We start from the raw sequence: 17623 nt of genomic DNA on the forward strand, positions 1-17623 counted from the left end.
GAAAGGCTACCTCTCGTTTCTGGCCCGCCCCAGGCAGGATACGAGCCTGCCGACAGCGTGGATGACTCCATCCGACGCTCGGGTCCAGGCGCTCAGGCCCGGTGCGAGGATGGCCGCACCCATCAGGATGTCGTCACGTTCTCAAGGCTCCGGCCGACCGCGCCAAGATGCGTATCGCCGAAACCGCTTCCGTATTTAAGGCCGTAGCCGAGCATGCGGTCCAGGCCGATATGGGCGAGCCAGATCAGCGCCACGCCCGCGAGGCCCGGTTGATGCAGGCTTGCCGCCGAGCCCAGGGCGATCAGCGGCCCGGCGAGCGTATGGACCGCATTGTACAGCACGGCGCCGGAGCGGGCGCCGGCGACGTAGCCGAGCATGCTGAGATCGGGCGCGAGGATCAGCACGGCGAACATCCACCAGGGCTGCCCGAGCCAGGCATACGCCCCGACGGCACTGCCGAGGATGCCGGCACCCTCGATCCGCAGCAGAACGCGCGGGACGCCGCGCACAAAACCGTCCGGCATCATGATCCTCGTCGAATGCCCGGAGCGAAGCGCGGGCCAGCCGTCCTCACGCGCATGCCGAGAGGCCTCGCGTGGACTCGGCACATCATGGACTTGGCAAATACGGGGCCGCTCCTGCCTCAGGCCGGCGGCAGCGCCGCCGGATCGATGGTGCCGCCCTCGGCCCAGTCCCGCAGCAGCGCGCGGACGGCGGCCGGATCCGGCAGGCGCCGGCCCGCCACGGTGTCGCCGTCGCCGACCCGGACCGCGATGCCGCCATCCTCGTTCACCGACGCGAAAGCGATCTCGTCGGTGCGGTCGTCGCCGAAGAAGACCGGCCTGCGCCCCGCGTAGGGCGCCTGCTCCAGGAAGGCGCGGATCGCGTGCGCCTTGGTGGCCTGCGCCGGGACGATCTCGCCCACCGCCTTGCCGAGCTGAAGCCTGTAAGCGCCGCCCAGGGCGTCTGCGGCCGCCTTGACCAGGGCTTCGGCCCGGGCGGCATCCTCGGGATTGGCGAGGCGCCAGTGCACCGCCACCGAGGCGCCCTTGTCCTCGATCAGCACGTTGGCCAGCGCCGCGCTCTCCGCCTGGAGGCGCTCGACCTGCCGGCGCAGATCCGGGTGGTCCTCCGCCCGTCCGCCCGCGAGGCGCCCGTCGACGCGGCGCTCAACCCCATGGAGTCCGGCCGCATCGAGGCGGGCCGGCGTCAGGAAATCGTCGATCACCGAGACCGGGCGCCCGGTCACGATCGCGAGGGCGCCGCCGAGGCGCTCCCGCAGCCGTTCCAGAGTGTCCACCAAGCCGGGCGCGACCTGCACGGCGTCGGGCCGCGGCGCGATCTCGGCGAGGGTGCCGTCGAAGTCGAGGAAGAGGGCGATGTCCATCGCGGGCGATCCCGGGCTTGAGCGTCGGCCCCGGGGCTAGCACGGCCCGGCCCACCGACAAATGACGGCAGCAATGCCCTATGTGGGTCCACGAGCGATTGGCACGAGGTTCCGATGAGAGGCTCCCCATGACTGGCCCGGCGAGGCGACCCGTTCCGGACCCGGTTGGGCCGGGCGCCGAAAGCGTCTGGGACTACCCGCGCCCGCCACGGCTTGAGCCGGTGCGGGAACGGCTGCGCGTGGTGCTCGGCGGCGCCGTGATCGCCGAGACCGAGGCGGGCTTTCGCGTCCTCGAGACCTCGCACCCGCCGACCTACTACCTGCCGCCGGACGCCATCGTGGCCGGGGCGCTCGCAAACCCGCGGCGCGGCGGGATCTGCGAATGGAAGGGGCAGGCGCGGCTGTTCGACGTGCGCGGCGGTGACCGCGTCGCGCCGGGCGCTGCCTGGACCTATCCCGCCCCGACCCCGGACTTCACCCCGATCGCCGGCTACGTCGCCTTCTACGCCGGACCGATGGATGCCTGCTTCGTCGGCACGGAACGGGCGACGCCGCAGCCCGGCAGCTTCTACGGCGGCTGGATCACGCCCGGGATCGTCGGGCCGTTCAAGGGCGGCCCCGGCACGATGGGCTGGTGATTTTCCGGGTCCCGGCCCTTACGAATCCGGACAGACGAGGCGAGGACGACTGCATGAGCGCGCTGACCGAGACCGATCCGCAGGGGGCCGGCTTCAGCCCGGAGGGGCTCGCCCGGATCGCGCCGTGGATGGACCGTCTCGTCGCCGAGGGGCGGCTCGCCGGCCTGTCAGTGACGGTCAACCGGCGCGGTCGCACCGCCTTCGCGCGCGCCTGCGGGCAGGCCGACCTCGCCCGCGCGACGCCGTTCACCCTCGACACGGTGACGCGGATCTACTCGATGACCAAGCCGCTCACCTCGGTCGCAGTGATGCAGCTCTACGAGCAGGGCCTGTTCCAGCTCGACGATCCGGTGTCCCGGGTCCTGCCCGAATTCGCCGCGATGCGCGTCGCGGTCGGTGGCAACCGGGCGAAGCTCGAGACCGAGCCGGCGCGCCGGCCGATCACGGTGCGCGACCTCCTCACCCACACGGCGGGGCTGACCTACGGCTTCATGGAGGCGACGCTGGTCGACGCGCAGTACCGCGAGCGCGGCGTCGATTTCCTGGCCCGGGACGGGACCCTCGCGGAGATGACCGCCCGGGTCGCAGCGCTGCCGCTGCTGGCGCAGCCCGGCACTGCCTGGAACTACAGCGTCGCCACCGACGTGCTCGGCCAGTACGTGGCGACACTCAGCGGCCGTCCCTTCGCCGATTACCTGCGGGACGAAGTCATCGGTCCGCTCGGCATGATCGATACCGACTTCCATGTCCGGCCCGACCTGATGCCGCGCTTCTGCGCGACCTACGCGTATGACCGCGAGCGCCGGCTCAGGCCGTTCGACGATTCGGTGGACACGGTCTTCGCGAACCCGCCCGCGATCGCGTCGGGCGGCGGCGGCCTCGTCTCGACGGCCGCCGATTACCAGCGCTTCTGCCGGATGATCCTCAATCGCGGCACGCTGGACGGCCGGCGGCTGCTCGGTCGCAAGACCGTCGATCTGATGCTGGCGAACCACCTGTCCGGCGACCTCGCCGCGATGGGCACGCCGCGCTTCGCCGAGACCTCCTACACGGGGATCGGCTTCGGCCTCGGCTTCTCGGTGATGCTCGACCCGGCTCGCGCCCAGATCCTCGGCACGCCCGGCGAAGTCGCTTGGGGCGGCCTCGCCTCGACGGCGTTCTGGATCGACCCGGTCGAGGATCTCTCGGTCGTGCTCATGACGCAGCTCGTGCCGTCCTCGGCGCTGCCGATCCGGCGGGAGCTGCGCGTCCTGACCTACGCGGCGCTGGACAGCTGAGGCGCAGCGCGCCTCACTCCTGCGCGGGCGCGCCGGCAGGGGCGGTTTTCGCCGCCGGCTTCGGAGCTGCCTTGGCCGTCGGCTTGGCGGCGCCGGTGTATTCGGGGTCGCTGCGCGGGCCGTTCGGGCCGTTGGTCGGGCCGGGGAGCTGGCCGGGGGCGAGGTCAGTGACCTTGTTCCAGGTCTGCGACTTGCACAGGAACGCGATCAGGCAGCCGCGCACCGTCAGCTCGCCGGGTGCGTCCGTCCAGATCGTGACGTCGTACGACTTGCCGTCCTCCGAATTGTAGATCTTGCCCTCGTAATGGGCATCGGCATTCGGCTTCAGGCCCATGATCAACTGGTGGCCCAGGGACGGACGCGCCTGCTTCTTGGGATCGGGGTTCTTGAAGTCGACCCGCGGCTCGCCCTTGTCGTTGAGCGGAACCTTCAGCCAGACCACGTAGCCGCACAGCCGATCGTTGGCGGCCCCGCACTTCTCGAGGCGCACGCGGGCGCGACCATCCTCGGTGAGATAGGTGCCGCTCGGATCGGTCGGGGTCGCCGCATGCGCTTGGCCCGCCAGCGCCGAGAGCGCCAGGATCGCGAGCGGCGCGATCCGGCGGCTGATCGAAGTAAACCTCATACCCGAACTCCCATACCTCGCGAGCCGTGTCGAAGACCCGACCGCCCACGCGTAAACCGCTTGCGCGCGCGGAAAGCCCCCTTCCCTCGCGACATCGCGCTCTCGCCGGGCCGAGCCCCGGGCGGCACGCGCTTCCTGCCCGCCCTGTCCCGCGCGAAGTTGTCCGCATCATGACAACGCAGCTTAGGGCTGAAGATGCAGGCCTGCTCCCGTGCGGCGCGAATCCGGGTTCAGACGCGGGTCGGCGGCGTCGTCCGGGCGGCGGCGAGCGGGCGCTGCATCAGGGTGACGTCGAGCCAGCGCCCGTGCTTGTAGCCGACCCCGGCCAGGGTCCCGACCGGCGTGAAGCCGAGCCCGGCATGCAGCGCGACGGAAGCGGGAGAGCCGCTCTCGGCGATGACGGCGACCATCGTCCGGCAGTCGATCCGCTCGCATTCCGTGATCAGGGCCCCGAGCAGGCGGCGGCCGATCCCGCCGCCGCGGCAGGCCTGCGCGACGTAGATCGAGTCCTCGACCGTCGAGCGGTAGGCGGCGCGGTGATGGTAGGGGCCAGCATAGGCATAGCCGGCGACCGAACCGTCCCGCACGGCCACCAGATAGGGGAGGCCGCCCGCGCGCAGGATTGTGAAGCGCCGCGTCATCTCATCGAGGCTCGGCGGCTCCGTCTCGAAGCTGGCCGTGCTGGTGCTGACGGCGTTCCCGTAGATCGCCGTGATGGCCGTCAGATCGGCCTCGGTGGCCGGGCGTATTCCGTCTGTCACGACGGCAGAATAAGCGCGCGATGGCGAGGCCGGCAACGGCCTTGCGCATGCAGCTATGTCGTCAGAGGCGCGGCGCACGCGGGGCGCCGCGCGATGATGCGCGGGGCGGCGCCGGGCACCGCACTCGTCGGGCGCTCCGGAGAGGCCGCTTACTCGGCCGCCGACATCTCTGCGGTGAAGTGGCCGCACCAATCCTTGGACGCGACCACCGGCCAGAGGCCCTTGGACTCCGGGGCGGGCTGGCTGACCGGCGGATTGAACCGGCAGAGCCCGTCGTCGCCCTGCGCACTGGCGCCGTTGAGCTTGTGATCGTCGAAGAAGCGGCAGCTCTCGCAAGCGGCGTTCGCGGTACCGGCCATCGGGTCTCTCCATCGTGAGTCGCGGTGGCGCGACGAAGTTCGCGGCGCGCCCTGCACAGTTCTTAATTAGAACAGGTATAAAGAGCGGTCAACGTTGAGGCTTGGCTGAGGCTTGCGATCGGGGGCTTTCCGGAGGCCATTCCGAACGGGGCCGGCGCGCGGTCATCTGCACGGGATCGGGCGATTGCGGCGTGACCGACTTGGTCCGCAAACGCAGAGAAGCCGGACCCTGGATCTGGGCCCGGCTTCGAAGCGGTCGCGCGGTCGATCCGGGTCCCGCACGCGCAGAACCCGGTCTGTTTCAGGTGCGAATCGGCTCAGCCCTGCTTGGCCTTCTTGTTGGCGTTGTGGTGCCCGATGGCGCAGCCCGCGGCCGCCCCCATCTTGCCGTGGCCGGCCACGTGACCGGCGACGCCGCCGACCACCGCACCTTTGAGGCAGCCCTTCGCCTCGGCCGGCGCGCCGGCGAGGAGAGCGCCGATGGCCAGGGCGGAGGCGAGCGCGATACGATTCGTCATCAGAGGGTCTCCAGTCGTCGAGTTTCGTCTTGTCGTCCCCTGTCAAACGGTGCCGCGGGCTGACCCGTTCCGCGATCCGGGCCGGATGCCCGGCGCGGCGGCTGGTCAGCGCGCGAGACCGGCGACCAGCCGGACGAGGTCCGACTGTCGCGTCGCGCCGGTCTTGGCGAAGATCGCCTTCAGCTGCGAGCGGGCAGTCGCGGCCGTGATTGCGAAGCGGGCCGCCGCTTCCGCCAGCGAAGCGCCTCCGGAGACGGCCTGCGCCAGACGCGCCTCCGCAGGCGTGAGCCGGTAGGCGGCCTGAAGGATGGCGGAGGCCGGCACCGGCGCGGCCTCGGGGACGCTTCCCAGGAGCAAGGTGCATCCGCCCGCGAACAGGCCACGGCTGGGCCCGACAAGCGGGACGACGTGGATCACGACCGGCGACGCGTCCTCGCGGGCCACAACCACGGCGGAGATCGGCGGCCGGCCGGCCGGGCGTCCTAGAGCCTCCAATTGCCGGGCGGCCTCGGGCTCCGCGGCGGTGAGGCGTCCGCCCGCGAGCTTCAGGTCGCGGCCGAGCAGCGCGCCGAAGGCGGCGTTCCAGCACACCGCGCGTCCCGCAGAATCGAGGATCAGCGCCGCGCGCTCGATGACGTCGAAGGCCTGATTCATCCCGGCCAGCCGTGCCTTCTCGACCATCGCGGTGAGCAGGCCGGCCCGCCGGAGAAGGGGCGACAGGGCAGCCAGGCGCGTCTGCTCGTGCGGCTCGTAGGGCCCCTGCGCGATCGTCCGCTGCAGCGACAGGCACCAGAGCCGGCCCTTCACCTCGAACCCGATCCCCGCAAACCAGCGCAGGCCACGGGAGGCGAGCAGGTCCTGGTAGAACGGAAGCCGCGCGAATTCCTCGGGCGAGGTGAAGTCCTGATCGACCGCGATGCCGCGCTGGCGCATCAGCGGAATGCCGCGCAGCCGGTGGTCTTCGCGGTGCCAGCCCTCATCGAAGTAGCGGCGCGAGGCATCCGCCAGGGACGGCGTGCAGAGCGCATCGAGCGCGGTGCGATCCGAACGCAGGAGCAGGGCGCCTTCGCTGCCGGACGCCCGCGAGGCCCGGTCGATCAGGTCGGGCCAGCGTGCGGCGTCGATCACCGCCTCCTCGAGATCCTCCCGGAAACGGGCCTCAAGGTCGTCCTGCAGGCGGATCCAGGGGTCATGGCTCACGCCAGCCATCGGACCCGTCCGCAGAATCCAGGGTGTATCGATTCAGTCCTGAGCTGTTCGAACGTCATCCCGATGGCACACATCAGCCAAGTGACCATAATTCGGCCCGGCGCCGCAAGGCCATCGCTCGAATGTTTACAGTTTTGAATGCGGAGCGCTGACCGAACGATTGACCTTCGCGGTTTCGCACCAGCCACCCGCGCCGGCATGGCCGTATCCGCTGATTTCGACTCACGCGGTACGCCCGAACAGTTGCGCCCGACTCGAACGGACGCAACCAGCCCCTCTCCCGTGCTGGGATGTTCGGCGAACTATGAGCCGCGCCGTCAGACCCGGGCCGCGCAGCGAAGCCCGGACCCGGAGGGGCACGCCGGAGGCGGGCGATCCAGATCCGCTGTCACTACAGGATCCTGGCGCGTCGGTGGCTCTGGACTCCGGGCTCCCCTGCGGCGACCCGGAATGACGGGGTCGAGGGTTTGCGATGCGTCGCTAGATGAAAGGATCGAGCGGTCAGCGCGACGGCGCAATTGGAAACGCCTCCGACATCGCGGCTTCGGATGATGATCTCGGCCCCGCCGTCTCGGCGAGCGGAGCGAGGTAATCCAGCCGGCGCCACGATCTGAGAAGTCGCGACGCCCTGGGTCACTTCGCTGTGCTCGTGATGACGGAGAGGGACACCTCACTCCCCCTGCCGCAGTTCATCCGGCCGCGTGCAGGCCACCCACGAGCGGGCCTGACGGAGCCTCGTCGACGATCGGATCCTGGATCAGCGTCCAGTAGCCGAGGGCCGCGATCAGCGCGATCACCGCACCCGTGATGAACGCCATCGAGAAATGCCCCGTCCCGCCGACGATGAAGCCGGTCACGGTTGGGGCCAGGGCGCCGCCGATATAGCCGCCGAAATTCTGCATGGCGCCGAGCGAGGCCGTGCAATTGGCAGGCGCCGCCACGGAAGCCATCGCCCAGGCGGAGGACGAGCTCAGATAGACCAGGAACAGCGAGGCCGAGATGCACGCGATGGCCAGCGTGTCGCTCGGCGTCAGGGCCGCCACCACGGTGAAACCCGCGGTCGCCACCAGGGAGGCGACCATCGGGATCTTGCGGCTGCGGATCGGATCGACGCCGCGCCGGACCAGCATGTCCACGACCCGGCCGCCCAGGATGCCGCCCATCACCCCGAAGGCGAAGGGGATCGAGCCGATGAGGCCGGTCTTCTGCAGGGTGAAGTGCCGCTCGATCTCCAGGTAGCTCGGCAGCCACGCGGTGTAGAGCCACGTCATGTAGATGCAGCCGAAATAGCCGACGATCATGCCCCAGCTGGTGCGGAAGCCGAACAGCCGCCGCCACGCGCTCCAGGTCACCGGGCGGCTGGCATTCGGCGCGTCGCCCTCTTCCAGGAAGGCGCGCTCAGCCGGGGTCAGATCGGTCTCGCGCGGGTTGCGGAACACGAGGTAGACGATGGCGGCGAGCACCAGCCCAGCCGCACCCATGATCACGAACATCGCGCGCCAGCCGAAGCTCACCATCAGAAAGGTGAGCAGCGGCAGGGCTAGGAAGGTGCCGAGGGAGGAGGCGCAGTTCCAGATGCCCGTGGCGGTGCCGCGCTGGCGGATGTTGAACCAGTCGCGGGAGACCCGGGCGCAGGTCGGGAAATGCGGGGCCTCGCCGATCCCGAGCACGATGCGCGCGCTCACGAACTGCCAGAACGAGGTGACGGCGCCGCCCAGCATCTGGCCGAGGGACCAGCAGGACAGGCCCAGGGCGAGCGTCAGCCGCGGCCCGAGCCGGTCAGCCAGCGCACCGGCCGGAAGCTGGGCGAAGGCGTAGGCCCAGAGGAACGCCGAGAGCAGCAGGCCCATGTCGGGGATGGAGAGGCCGAGATCCTCTCGGATCAGCGGATTGGCCACCGCCAGGGTGGCGCGGTCGACGTAGTTGACGACGCCCGCGGTCACGAGGAGGGCGAGTGAGATCGTCTGGATGCGCCTCACGCGCGGCGTTGCGGCCAGGGCCATCGGCTTCTCCTCCCGGGATGACGGGCACCGTTGGGGTGCTCCGGGTCCGACCGGCCGTTGCTCGACTCGTGACGTCCCGCCCGCATTCTGCACCGATTGCGGGCGACGGGAAGAGCCCGCCGCCCCTCGCCTCCCGGCGCCCGACGTCGTAGACCGCCCTCCTCCCTCACCCTCCGAGACCGCTCCGCGTGCGCCTGACCCAGATCACCCACCACGACCTCGACGGCTACGGTGCCTCCACGGTGGCCGCCGCTTGCGCGACGGTCGAGCGCGTCGTCCACGTGCCGCGCTACAGCGATGTCGGTCCGGTCTTCGAGGACGAGATCAAGCGCCTCGGCCGCGCCGCCGAGAGCGAGATCCTCCTGATGACCGACCTCGGCCTGGAGGAGCAGACCATCGCCGGGCTGAAGAAGTTCGCCGCGATGAACCGCCGCCGCGACGAGGGCCGGACGCACCGCCTCGTGGTTCTCGACCACCACGCCTCGTCCCTCGACCAGTTGCGCCGCCTCGGGCTGGAGCCGGCCGCGGATCCGGAGCGGCCCGGCCTGAACCGGATCGATCTCGGCGATCCCGGGATCGCCGTGCTGATCGAGGAGAATCTCTGCGCCACGCGGATGACTTTCGATCATCGCGCCCTGTTCGCCAGCCACGAGCCCGAGACCGACCTGTCGAGCCTGCTCGCCGCGGTCGACGCCCTCGACCTCTGGCGCAAGGAGAGCCCCGCCTTCCGGGGCGGCCTGGCGCTGGACGAGTTGTTCTGGGATGTGGTGTCGAGCTTCGTGCCGGTCGGGCATCCCTGGCACGACCGGTTCGTGTCCGACATCCTGCTCGGCGCCGCCGCGGCGCTGCGGGACGGCGCGAGCCCGGCGGAGCTGGAACGGCGCGCGGTCGCCATCCGAGGCGACGTGGTCGACGCCCTGCTGCGCGACGCGCCGGACGACGATCCGGCGCTCACCACGCGGATGCGGCTCGCCCGGGCGCTCGCCCGCTCGGACACTCTCTTCCGGCCGCTGAAGGACGGCACGCTCCTGTCCTTCGCCCTCGACTCGGGCACATTCCAGCGGGTCTCGGACCTGATCATGGATGCGGGCCGGGCGAAGCGCGTCGTCAACGTCCAGCGGATGGGGAACCTGTCGTTCCGCTCCAACGACGGCACGGCCCTCGACGGCGCCCGCCTGTTCCGCGGCGGCGGCCATCGGGACGCGGCCGGCGGCCGGCTTCAGAGCGGCTCCGCCTTCTCGATGGTTGACGCGATCGCCCAGGTGGAGCCGGTGCTGAACCCCGAGAAGCCCGCGGGTTCGGACAGTCCGTTCGCGGCGCTGAAGAACTGGAAGGGGTGAGGCCGTCGGGCTCGCCCGTTCTCGCGCGCGCAGCGGAGCGGCTCAGGGTAGCACGCCATCGATTGTCGTGGGGGCTCTGGATCGCGTCGCTGCGCGCGGACGATGAACGGCCTAGAGCCGGAAATCCTCACCCAGATACAGCCGCCGCGCCTCGGGGTTTGCCACGATCTCCTCCGGCGTACCCTCGGTGAGGATGCGGCCGGAATGGGCGATGTAGGCGCGGTCGATCAGGCCAAGCGTCTCGCGGACGTTGTGGTCGGTGATCAGCACGCCGATGCCGCGCTGCTTCAGGTGCTTCACCAGATCCTGGATGTCGCCCACCGCGATCGGGTCGATGCCCGCGAAGGGCTCGTCGAGGAGCATGAAGGTCGGCGAGGATGCGAGCGCCCGGGCGATCTCGCAGCGCCGCCGCTCACCGCCCGAGAGGGCGATCGAGGGCGACTTGCGCAGGCGCGCGATGTCGAACTCCTCCAGCAGGGAATCGAGCTTGTGGGCGCGGGCCTTGCGGTCGGGCTCGACCACCTCCAGCACCGCGCGGATGTTGTCCTCCACGCTCAGCCCCCGGAAGATCGAGGCCTCCTGCGGCAGGTAGCCGATCCCCAGCCGCGCCCGCTGGTACATGGGCAGATGTGTGATCGGCAGGCCGTCGAGGGTGATATGGCCGCGGTCGGCCGCCACCAGCCCGGTGATCATGTAGAAGATCGTGGTCTTGCCGGCGCCGTTCGGCCCGAGCAGCCCCACGGCCTCGCCGGTGCGGACCGTCAGCCCAGCCTCGTGCACGACCGTGCGGGCTCCGTAGCTCTTGCGCAGGCCGCGCACGCTGAGGATGCCGAGACCGCCCTCCTCGGCCGCGGACCAGCCGTCGGACCCGGCAGCCTCCGGCGGCCGCGCGCGCCGGCCGAACAGCCGGCCGAGCCAGCCCGTATGGCCCGGCGCGTCCTGCGGGCCAGCCTGAAATGCCACGGCGCCGCTCAATCGACCTGCGCCTTCGGCTTGGGCGGCGGCTGCGTGCAGCCCTTCGCCTTGCCGTCCTTGGCGTCCGACTTGTCACCGGGGACGAACAGGGCCGAGACCCGGCCGCCCGCCAACGGGTCCATGTTGGCCCGGCCGGTATTCATGTCGTAGACCAGCCGCTGCCCGCGGGTGACGTTCTGGCACTGGCTCAGCACCACGTTGCCGGTGAGCACGATCCGCTTGGCATCTTGGTCGAACACCGCGTGGTCGCCGGTGGCGACCTGATCCTTCTGCACTACCGTGACCGGGCCGGCGCAATCGACCTTCTGGATGCCGTTCTCGGCGGGGTTGCGGGGCGCCGCCTCGGCGCCTTCGTCCTTCGGCTCGGCCTTGGCACCCTTGGCGGGCGCGTCCTTGCCGCGCTTGTAGGTGACCGTCATGGTCGAGCACCGGATGGTGCTGTCGCCCTGCACGGCCACGACGTTGCCGGCGAAGACCGCCTTGTTCTCCCGGTCGAACACGTCGAGCCGGTCGGCGTCGATCTTGATCGGGTCCTTGCCGCTGCCGCCGATATTGCCGAAGGGCGAATCCTTGCGCGCCGCGGGCTTCTCGGCCAGCGCCGGACCGGCCAGGAGCAGCCCGGCCGCCAAGACGGCGCAGAGGAGGCGAGCGGACCTCATCGGCCGACGCCCCCGGCCTCGGCATCCGAGGTCAGGATGCGGGCAGGCGGCTTCTCGGCCTGATCCTCGTTGACGATGACCACGTGGACGTTGCCCACGAAGGAGATCCGCTTGCCGCTCTCCACGACGTCGAGGGTGTCGGCGTTCACCGTGGCCCGCGGGCTCATTACGGTGACAGGCTCCTGCGAGCTGATCGCCCCGGTCTTGAACGTCACCGCGGCCGAGCGCAGGCGCGCCTCCTCGCCCTTGTCGGTCCAGATCCGGATGTTGTCCTTCAGGTCGAGGGATTCGCGGGCGGTGTCGAACAGGCCCGAGGCCGCCGAGAGCCGGGCGACGCCGCCTTGGTCGTCGGTGGCGATGTGGCCGCGCATCTGCTGCAGCTCGATCTGGCTGGGCTTGCGCACGTCCTGCAGGGCGGCGTCCGCCGTCACCTCGTAGCCGCGCGTGCCCTGGCGGAACCCCGAGAGCCGGGGGTTCTCCATGCGAACCTTTGAGCCCGCCAGCGTCACCGGACCGACCGACACGCCCGGGAGCTTGGCGGCGAACGGATTGAACAGGTAGGCGAGCAGCAGCGCCACCGAGCCGCCGGCCGCCACGGGGATCAGGCGGCGCATCGTGCGCACGCGGTCGCTATGGCGGTAAGCCCGGGCGTGGGCCCGAGTCCGCGCTGCCGCGACCGCCTGTCCGTTACCGGCTTCAGCCTCGACCGGGTTCATGCAGCGTCCGTGAGGCGCGTGTGAAGCGCGCGCGAGAGGGATCGGCTCAGACGCCTGCGGCCCCCACCGCGCCCGCGCCATCGGCCGGGCAATGATCCCGACCGGTGGCGAAGTTATGGCTTGACCATTTCCGAATGATCAACCGAACCCGCAAATGTCGGGAACGAATGTGTGTGGAGACACACGCCGCGCGCAGCCTCACGGCGGCACGGGGCGTGTGTCTCCGTAGTTTTACGCGCCGCGCGCCGCGGCCAGGGCCGCCGCCACCGTCCGCGCGAACGCGGCCGGGTCACGGGGGCTGTCGCCGTCCTGGATCCGGGCGAGGTCGAGGAGCGTGCCGGCAGCCTGCGGCACCTCGGATTCGGGCGACGCGGCGAGCGCCCGGATCAGCGGGTGACGCGGATTGATCTCCAGCACCGGCTGGCCTCCGCCCGCCCGTCCGGCGCGGCGCATGAGACGCTGCATCTGGAGGTCGGGGCCACCGCTGCCGGCCGAGAGCACCACGGCCGAATCGACCAGCCGGTCGGTGGTGCGCACGTCGGAGACCTCGGTGCCGAGCGCTGACTTCACGGCGATCACGAAGGCGTCGATGCCCTCAGGCGCTTCGGCCTGCTCACCGTCGAGGGCGAACTTCGACAGGTCGAGGCCGCCCTTGGTGATCGAGCGCAGCGGCTTCTCCTCGAACGTGCCGAGCTGGTCCGGCCAGAAGGCATCGACGTGGTCGGAGAGGAGCAGAACCTCGAGGCCGCGGGCCTTGAAGCCTTCGAGCTGGGGCGACGATTTCAGCGCCTCGGCATCGTCGGCGACGAGATAGTAGATCGCCTCCTGCCCGTCCTTCATCCGGGATACGTAGTCGGGCAGCGAGGTCCAGCCGTCGACCGCCGAGGACCGGAACCGCAGCAGCGGCGCGATCTCGCCCCGGCGCTCGAAATCCTCGTAAATGCCCTCCTTGAGGACAGGGCCGAAATTCTCCCAGAACGCCGTGTAGCTCTCCGCGTCCTTGGCGCGCGTCGTCAGCTCGGACACGACCCGGCCGGTCACGGCGCGGCGGATCCGCGCCAGGGCCGGCGTCGATTGGAGCATCTCGCGGGAGACGTTGAGCGGCAGGTCCTCGGTGTCGACGACGCCCTGGACGAAACGCAGCCACGGCGGCAGCAACTCGGCCTCGTCGGTGATGAACATCCGCCGCACGTGCAGACGGACCTTGCTCTGCCGCTCGTTGTCCAGGGCCTGGAACGGCTTCGAGCCCGGCACGAACAGCAGCGCCGAGAATTCAAGCTGCCCCTCAGCGCGCCAGTGCAGCGTCGCCCAGGGCTTGTCGAAGTTCATGCCGATGGAGCGGTAGAATTCCTCGTACTGCTCCTCGGTGACCTCCGACTTCGGCTTGCGCCAGAGCGCGGTGCCCTGGTTGGCCGATTCATCCTTGCCGTCGCGCACGACGGCGATCGGCACGGTGATGAAGTCGGCCCATTTCCGCACGAGATGGTCGAGGCGGTAGGGCTCGAGGTACTCGTCGGCGTCCTCCTTGAGGTGCAAGACGATGTCGGTGCCGGGCTCGCCACGCGTGGCCGGCTCCAGCGTGTAGCTGCCCTGCCCCTCCGAGGCCCAGGTCCAGGCCTCGTCGCTGCCGGCGCGGCGCGACGTGACGGTGACCCGGTCAGCGACCATGAAGGCCGAGTAGAAGCCGACGCCGAACTGGCCGATCAGGCTCGGCCGGTCCTCGGCCTTGGCGGATTCCAGCGTCTGCGAGAAGGCCCGCGTGCCGGAGCGCGCGATGGTGCCGAGGTTGGTGGCGAGATCCTCCTTGGTCATGCCGATACCGGCATCCGAGACGGTCAGGGTGCGCGCCTCCTTGTCGGGCGCGATGCGGACCTTGGCGTCCGGCGGCAGGGCGCTCGCCGCCGAGGTCAGCGCCTCGAACCGCCGCCGGTCCATGGCGTCGGCGGCGTTGGCGACGAGTTCGCGCAGGAAGATCTCGCGGTCGGAGTAGAGCGCGTGCACGACGAGGTCGAGGAGGCGTCCCACCTCCGCCCCGAATTCGTGCCGCTCGATCGTCTCGCTCACGGGTGATGCCTCCGCTGTGGGGGAAAAATTCGCGGTGGCGATATGCTTGCGAACGCGGCCGTTTTCAATGCGCATGCCGGCCGGCTTCGGCCTCCGATGCGCGGCTCGCGGGCGCCACGGCCGGTCAGATCTCGATCTCGGTCCCCACCTCCACGATCTGCCGGGTCGGCAGGCCGAAATGGGCGCCGGTCCGCTCGGCGTTGCGCTTCATGAAGGCGAACAGGCCCTCCCGCCAGGGCGCCATGCCGGGATGGGTCGGCGACGGGATCACCACCTCGTGGCCGACGAAGTAGGTCATGTCCTCCAGATATTCCGGCGGCAGCAGTCCGCTCGCCACGGCGCATTGCAGCCCCTCGGGAATCGAGGCGGTCTGCATGAAGCCGTAGTGCAGGACCACGCGCTCCATGCCGGGCGTGTACTTGGAAATGGCCTTGCGGATGCCCTGGGCCACGAGCGTCACCTCCGCCCGCTCGGTGGCGGGAACGACCGGCTCCTCCTCGTAGATCACGGTGATCAGGAGGAGCCGCTCGTGCAGGCAGCGGCTGCGCTCCAGCAGACGGCCGAGCGCCATCGGGATGCCCTCCGTGGCGGCCGTCAGGAAGGCTGCGGTGCCCGGCAGCGTCACCGGCGGGTGCGAGGCGAGGCGGGCGAGGAAGGTCGCCTCGGACATGCGCATGGTCTGGCGGACGGATTCGAGGACGTGGTTGCCCTTCATCCAGGTCAGCATCAGGAATGCGACCGCGGCCGCCAGCAGCAGCGGAAACCAGCCGCCTTCCAGGAGCTTCACGCTGTTGGCGGCGAAGAAGACGCTGTCGATGGCGAGGAAGAAGCCGTTCACCGCAACGACCAGGATCGGGTTGTAGCCCCACCGGAGCGCGATCAGGGCCGCCAGCAGCGTGGTGATGCCCATCAGCGCGGAAACCGCGATCCCGTAGGCGCCAGCGAGCGCGTCGGACGAGCCGAACACCACGACGGCGGTGAGCGTCGCGACGGCGAGCATCCAGTTCACCCCGGGCACGTAGATCTGCCCGCGCTCGTCCCGGTCGGTGTGCACGACGCGCATCGCCGGGAGGAAGCCGAGCTGGATGGATTGCTGGGTCAGCGAATAGACGCCCGAGATCACCGCCTGCGAGGCGATGACCGTCGCCATCGTGGCCAGGGCGACCAGCGGATAATGCGCCCAGTCGGGAGCCAGCAGGTAGAACGGGTTCTCGATCGCCTCGTGATTCGCGAGGATGAGGGCTCCCTGGCCGCAATAATGAATCAGCAGGGCGGGCAGGACGAGGACGAACCACGCTGCGCGGATGGCCGGGGCGCCGAAATGGCCGAGGTCGGCGTACATCGCCTCGCCGCCGGTCACCGCCAGGAAGGCCGCGCCGAGCATCAGGAAGCTGACGTGCCAGCCCGCATGGATCAGGAAGTCTAGGGCCCGCCAGGGATTGGCCGCGGCCAGGATCTCCGGGGCCCGGAGGATGCTCGGGACCGCGAGCAGGACCAGCACGACGAACCAGACCAGCATGACGGGCCCGAACACCCGGCCGATGGCGGCCACGCCCTTGTGCTGGACCAGGAACAGCCCGACCAGGATCACCAGCGTGATAGGCACCACGAATGGCCCGAGCGCGGGCGCGTCGACCTTCAGGCCCTCGATCGCCGACAGCACCGAGATCGCCGGCGTGATCGCCCCGTCACCGTAGAGCAAAGCCGCGCCCACGAGCCCGACCACCAGAAGCAGCGCCTTCCACGTCCCCGGCCGCGCCTGCCGCGCGCCCAGCAGCGCCAGCATGGCGACGATGCCGCCCTCGCCGCGGTTGTCGGCGCGCAGGATCAGCACCGCGTATTTCAGCGACACGATCAGGATCAGCGACCACAGGATCAGCGACACCGCACCCGTGGCCGCCGCCGGCACCGAGGCGCCGCCGGCCGTCGCCGCCTTCACCGCCTCCTTGAACGCGTAGAGCGGGCTCGTGCCGATGTCGCCGTAGACCACCCCAAGCGCGCCGAGCATCAGCGCCGGCCCGGGACCGTGCCGGACGGCGCCGGGCTTGCGCACGACCGGTGCGTTGGGAAGACCGACTGCCGGTGCTGCCGCGGGGTTGAGGGCTTGGCTCACGGGCAGGTCCGGTCGATGGCGTCGCTATCGGCGCGACCTTATCAAGTCGAGGGCGCTGCGGAAGACTGTCGGATAGCCCGACGGGACTACGACGATGACTTGTCACCGTCCGTGATGACGATCGCGTCAAACCGGCGCGTCAGAGCACGGCCTCACGGCCCCCGCCGCAGTTCCGCGACGAAGGCCACCGACGCGTAGACTGGTCCGATGGGGACCCGCCCGCACCGCGTCAGCGCGCCTGCGGTTTGCTGAGGACCACGACGGACTGACCGAGCATGGTGCCCGACGGCCAAGGGGCGGCGGGCCCGTCGACGAACTGCACGATTTCGAACCCGAGATGACCGGCCCAGATCTCCCAGACGCTCCGCTCGATGAACGTGTTGAGGTGAGGCACCGAACTGGTGCGTTGCTCGCCCACGGTCGTCGTGAAGATGCCCCAATGCGAAGGGGTGCTGAATTCGAGAAAGGACGCAACGACGCGCCCGCCCGGACGCAGCGCACGATACATCTCCTCGAGATAGATGTAGCACTCGGTGTGCAGCAGATGCGTGAAAATGCTGAAGGCCGCAAACAGATCGACACTGTCGCCAGCAACAGGCAGGGACAGCTGATCGTTCTTCACGAAACGATAGCTGTTCGGACATTTGGTTTTTGCGTAGTTCAGCAGATCCTGGACGACGTCGAGACCGAGATAAGTGATCCGGGTTTCTTTCGCGAGATTGACCGCCAGGCGGCCGGACCCGCACCCGAAATCGACGACCGTATCCCCGTCCTTCAGTCCGAAATGCTTCAGGATCTCGCACTCGACCGCGCCGATGCGATCATAATCGCCGCCGACGGCCCGGCTCATGGCTTCGTCGAGAGGCAAATCGCGCATCAGCTGGCGGACGAACTTCTCGTAGTCTTCGACGAAGTGGAACTTCGCCATCCGGGCCACCTCGATCGATGGGTTAGTGCCGAGGCTCCGGCTTTCTGGCCC

The 17623-nt window shown here is 69.9% G+C and carries 17 protein-coding genes; 3 read left to right on the plus strand and 14 right to left on the minus strand.

The window, feature by feature from the left end; all coding sequences use genetic code 11:
* Positions 1-122: 122 nt before the first annotated feature.
* Both AC3WSN_RS17815 and otsB read right to left on the minus strand, forming a co-directional pair.
* Complete coding sequence (locus tag AC3WSN_RS17815; protein ID WP_492539711.1) at positions 123-524, minus strand: DUF4260 domain-containing protein; 402 nt, start codon at positions 522-524, stop codon at positions 123-125.
* A 119-nt stretch (positions 525-643) separates the two neighbouring features.
* Positions 644-1387 (minus strand): trehalose-phosphatase, encoded by a 744-nt coding sequence (gene otsB, locus AC3WSN_RS17820; protein ID WP_492539713.1) that lies wholly within the window; start codon positions 1385-1387, stop codon positions 644-646.
* A gap of 128 nt (positions 1388-1515) precedes the next feature.
* Here otsB and AC3WSN_RS17825 point away from each other — a divergent pair, with 128 nt between their 5' ends.
* Positions 1516-2025, plus strand: coding sequence for a DUF427 domain-containing protein (locus tag AC3WSN_RS17825; RefSeq protein WP_492539715.1), 510 nt, complete (start codon positions 1516-1518; stop codon positions 2023-2025).
* 53 nt (positions 2026-2078) lie between these two features.
* Entirely contained in the window at positions 2079-3302 is a 1224-nt protein-coding gene (locus AC3WSN_RS17830; protein ID WP_492539717.1) for a serine hydrolase domain-containing protein, read from the plus strand.
* Between the two features lie 13 nt (positions 3303-3315).
* Here AC3WSN_RS17830 and AC3WSN_RS17835 read toward each other — a convergent pair whose 3' ends face one another.
* The 6 genes from AC3WSN_RS17835 to AC3WSN_RS17860 form a co-directional block, all read right to left on the minus strand.
* The gene (locus AC3WSN_RS17835) at positions 3316-3927 is read right to left on the minus strand and encodes a DUF2147 domain-containing protein (protein ID WP_492539719.1); all 612 of its coding nucleotides are present in this window, start codon (positions 3925-3927) and stop codon (positions 3316-3318) included.
* 230 nt (positions 3928-4157) lie between these two features.
* The gene (locus AC3WSN_RS17840; RefSeq protein ID WP_209578362.1) at positions 4158-4688 is read right to left on the minus strand and encodes a GNAT family N-acetyltransferase; all 531 of its coding nucleotides are present in this window, start codon (positions 4686-4688) and stop codon (positions 4158-4160) included.
* Positions 4689-4837: 149 nt separating this feature from the next.
* Entirely contained in the window at positions 4838-5047 is a 210-nt protein-coding gene (locus AC3WSN_RS17845; RefSeq protein ID WP_492539722.1) for a hypothetical protein, read from the minus strand.
* Positions 5048-5364: 317 nt separating this feature from the next.
* Positions 5365-5565 (minus strand): hypothetical protein, encoded by a 201-nt coding sequence (locus AC3WSN_RS17850; protein ID WP_192707978.1) that lies wholly within the window; start codon positions 5563-5565, stop codon positions 5365-5367.
* Between the two features lie 105 nt (positions 5566-5670).
* Complete coding sequence (locus AC3WSN_RS17855; protein WP_492539724.1) at positions 5671-6774, minus strand: helix-turn-helix transcriptional regulator; 1104 nt, start codon at positions 6772-6774, stop codon at positions 5671-5673.
* A gap of 689 nt (positions 6775-7463) precedes the next feature.
* A complete protein-coding gene (locus tag AC3WSN_RS17860) occupies positions 7464-8777 on the minus strand; it encodes an MFS transporter (protein WP_492539726.1) in 1314 nt (437 codons plus the stop codon).
* Positions 8778-8965: 188 nt separating this feature from the next.
* Here AC3WSN_RS17860 and AC3WSN_RS17865 point away from each other — a divergent pair, with 188 nt between their 5' ends.
* Positions 8966-10117, plus strand: a complete 1152-nt coding sequence (locus AC3WSN_RS17865; protein WP_492539728.1) for a dimethylmenaquinone methyltransferase — start codon at positions 8966-8968, stop codon at positions 10115-10117.
* A gap of 111 nt (positions 10118-10228) precedes the next feature.
* Here the strand turns inward: AC3WSN_RS17865 and lptB are convergent, their stop codons facing one another.
* From lptB to AC3WSN_RS17895, 6 genes are all read right to left on the minus strand, one after another.
* Positions 10229-11080, minus strand: a complete 852-nt coding sequence (lptB, locus tag AC3WSN_RS17870; RefSeq protein WP_373323730.1) for an LPS export ABC transporter ATP-binding protein — start codon at positions 11078-11080, stop codon at positions 10229-10231.
* 8 nt (positions 11081-11088) lie between these two features.
* Positions 11089-11751 (minus strand): LptA/OstA family protein, encoded by a 663-nt coding sequence (locus AC3WSN_RS17875; RefSeq protein WP_492539731.1) that lies wholly within the window; start codon positions 11749-11751, stop codon positions 11089-11091.
* A complete protein-coding gene (gene lptC / locus AC3WSN_RS17880) occupies positions 11748-12467 on the minus strand; it encodes an LPS export ABC transporter periplasmic protein LptC (RefSeq protein WP_492539732.1) in 720 nt (239 codons plus the stop codon). The genes AC3WSN_RS17875 and lptC overlap by 4 nt, the downstream gene beginning before the upstream one ends.
* A gap of 231 nt (positions 12468-12698) precedes the next feature.
* Positions 12699-14531, minus strand: a complete 1833-nt coding sequence (gene htpG / locus AC3WSN_RS17885; RefSeq protein WP_492539734.1) for a molecular chaperone HtpG — start codon at positions 14529-14531, stop codon at positions 12699-12701.
* Between the two features lie 124 nt (positions 14532-14655).
* Positions 14656-16644: a potassium transporter Kup gene (locus AC3WSN_RS17890; RefSeq protein ID WP_192707969.1), complete on the minus strand. Its 1989-nt coding sequence runs from the start codon at positions 16642-16644 to the stop codon at positions 14656-14658.
* A gap of 229 nt (positions 16645-16873) precedes the next feature.
* Positions 16874-17572: a class I SAM-dependent methyltransferase gene (locus tag AC3WSN_RS17895; protein ID WP_492539736.1), complete on the minus strand. Its 699-nt coding sequence runs from the start codon at positions 17570-17572 to the stop codon at positions 16874-16876.
* Positions 17573-17623 lie beyond the last annotated feature (51 nt).

This window comes from Methylobacterium sp. FW102-HT35C08 (assembly GCF_058790235.1).

What these genes read in the sequence shown, in the direction of transcription:
- AC3WSN_RS17835 (WP_492539719.1), bottom strand. Translation starts at nt 3,927, where the DNA reads ATGAGGTTTACTTCGATCAGCCGCCGGATCGCGCCGCTCGCGATCCTG.
- AC3WSN_RS17830 (WP_492539717.1), top strand. Translation starts at nt 2,079, where the DNA reads ATGAGCGCGCTGACCGAGACCGATCCGCAGGGGGCCGGCTTCAGCCCG.
- lptC (WP_492539732.1), bottom strand. Translation starts at nt 12,467, where the DNA reads ATGAACCCGGTCGAGGCTGAAGCCGGTAACGGACAGGCGGTCGCGGCA.
- AC3WSN_RS17825 (WP_492539715.1), top strand. Translation starts at nt 1,516, where the DNA reads ATGACTGGCCCGGCGAGGCGACCCGTTCCGGACCCGGTTGGGCCGGGC.
- AC3WSN_RS17895 (WP_492539736.1), bottom strand. Translation starts at nt 17,572, where the DNA reads ATGGCGAAGTTCCACTTCGTCGAAGACTACGAGAAGTTCGTCCGCCAG.
- otsB (WP_492539713.1), bottom strand. Translation starts at nt 1,387, where the DNA reads ATGGACATCGCCCTCTTCCTCGACTTCGACGGCACCCTCGCCGAGATC.
- AC3WSN_RS17815 (WP_492539711.1), bottom strand. Translation starts at nt 524, where the DNA reads ATGCCGGACGGTTTTGTGCGCGGCGTCCCGCGCGTTCTGCTGCGGATC.
- AC3WSN_RS17860 (WP_492539726.1), bottom strand. Translation starts at nt 8,777, where the DNA reads ATGGCCCTGGCCGCAACGCCGCGCGTGAGGCGCATCCAGACGATCTCA.
- AC3WSN_RS17850 (WP_192707978.1), bottom strand. Translation starts at nt 5,565, where the DNA reads ATGACGAATCGTATCGCGCTCGCCTCCGCCCTGGCCATCGGCGCTCTC.
- AC3WSN_RS17855 (WP_492539724.1), bottom strand. Translation starts at nt 6,774, where the DNA reads ATGGCTGGCGTGAGCCATGACCCCTGGATCCGCCTGCAGGACGACCTT.
- AC3WSN_RS17875 (WP_492539731.1), bottom strand. Translation starts at nt 11,751, where the DNA reads ATGAGGTCCGCTCGCCTCCTCTGCGCCGTCTTGGCGGCCGGGCTGCTC.
- AC3WSN_RS17845 (WP_492539722.1), bottom strand. Translation starts at nt 5,047, where the DNA reads ATGGCCGGTACCGCGAACGCCGCTTGCGAGAGCTGCCGCTTCTTCGAC.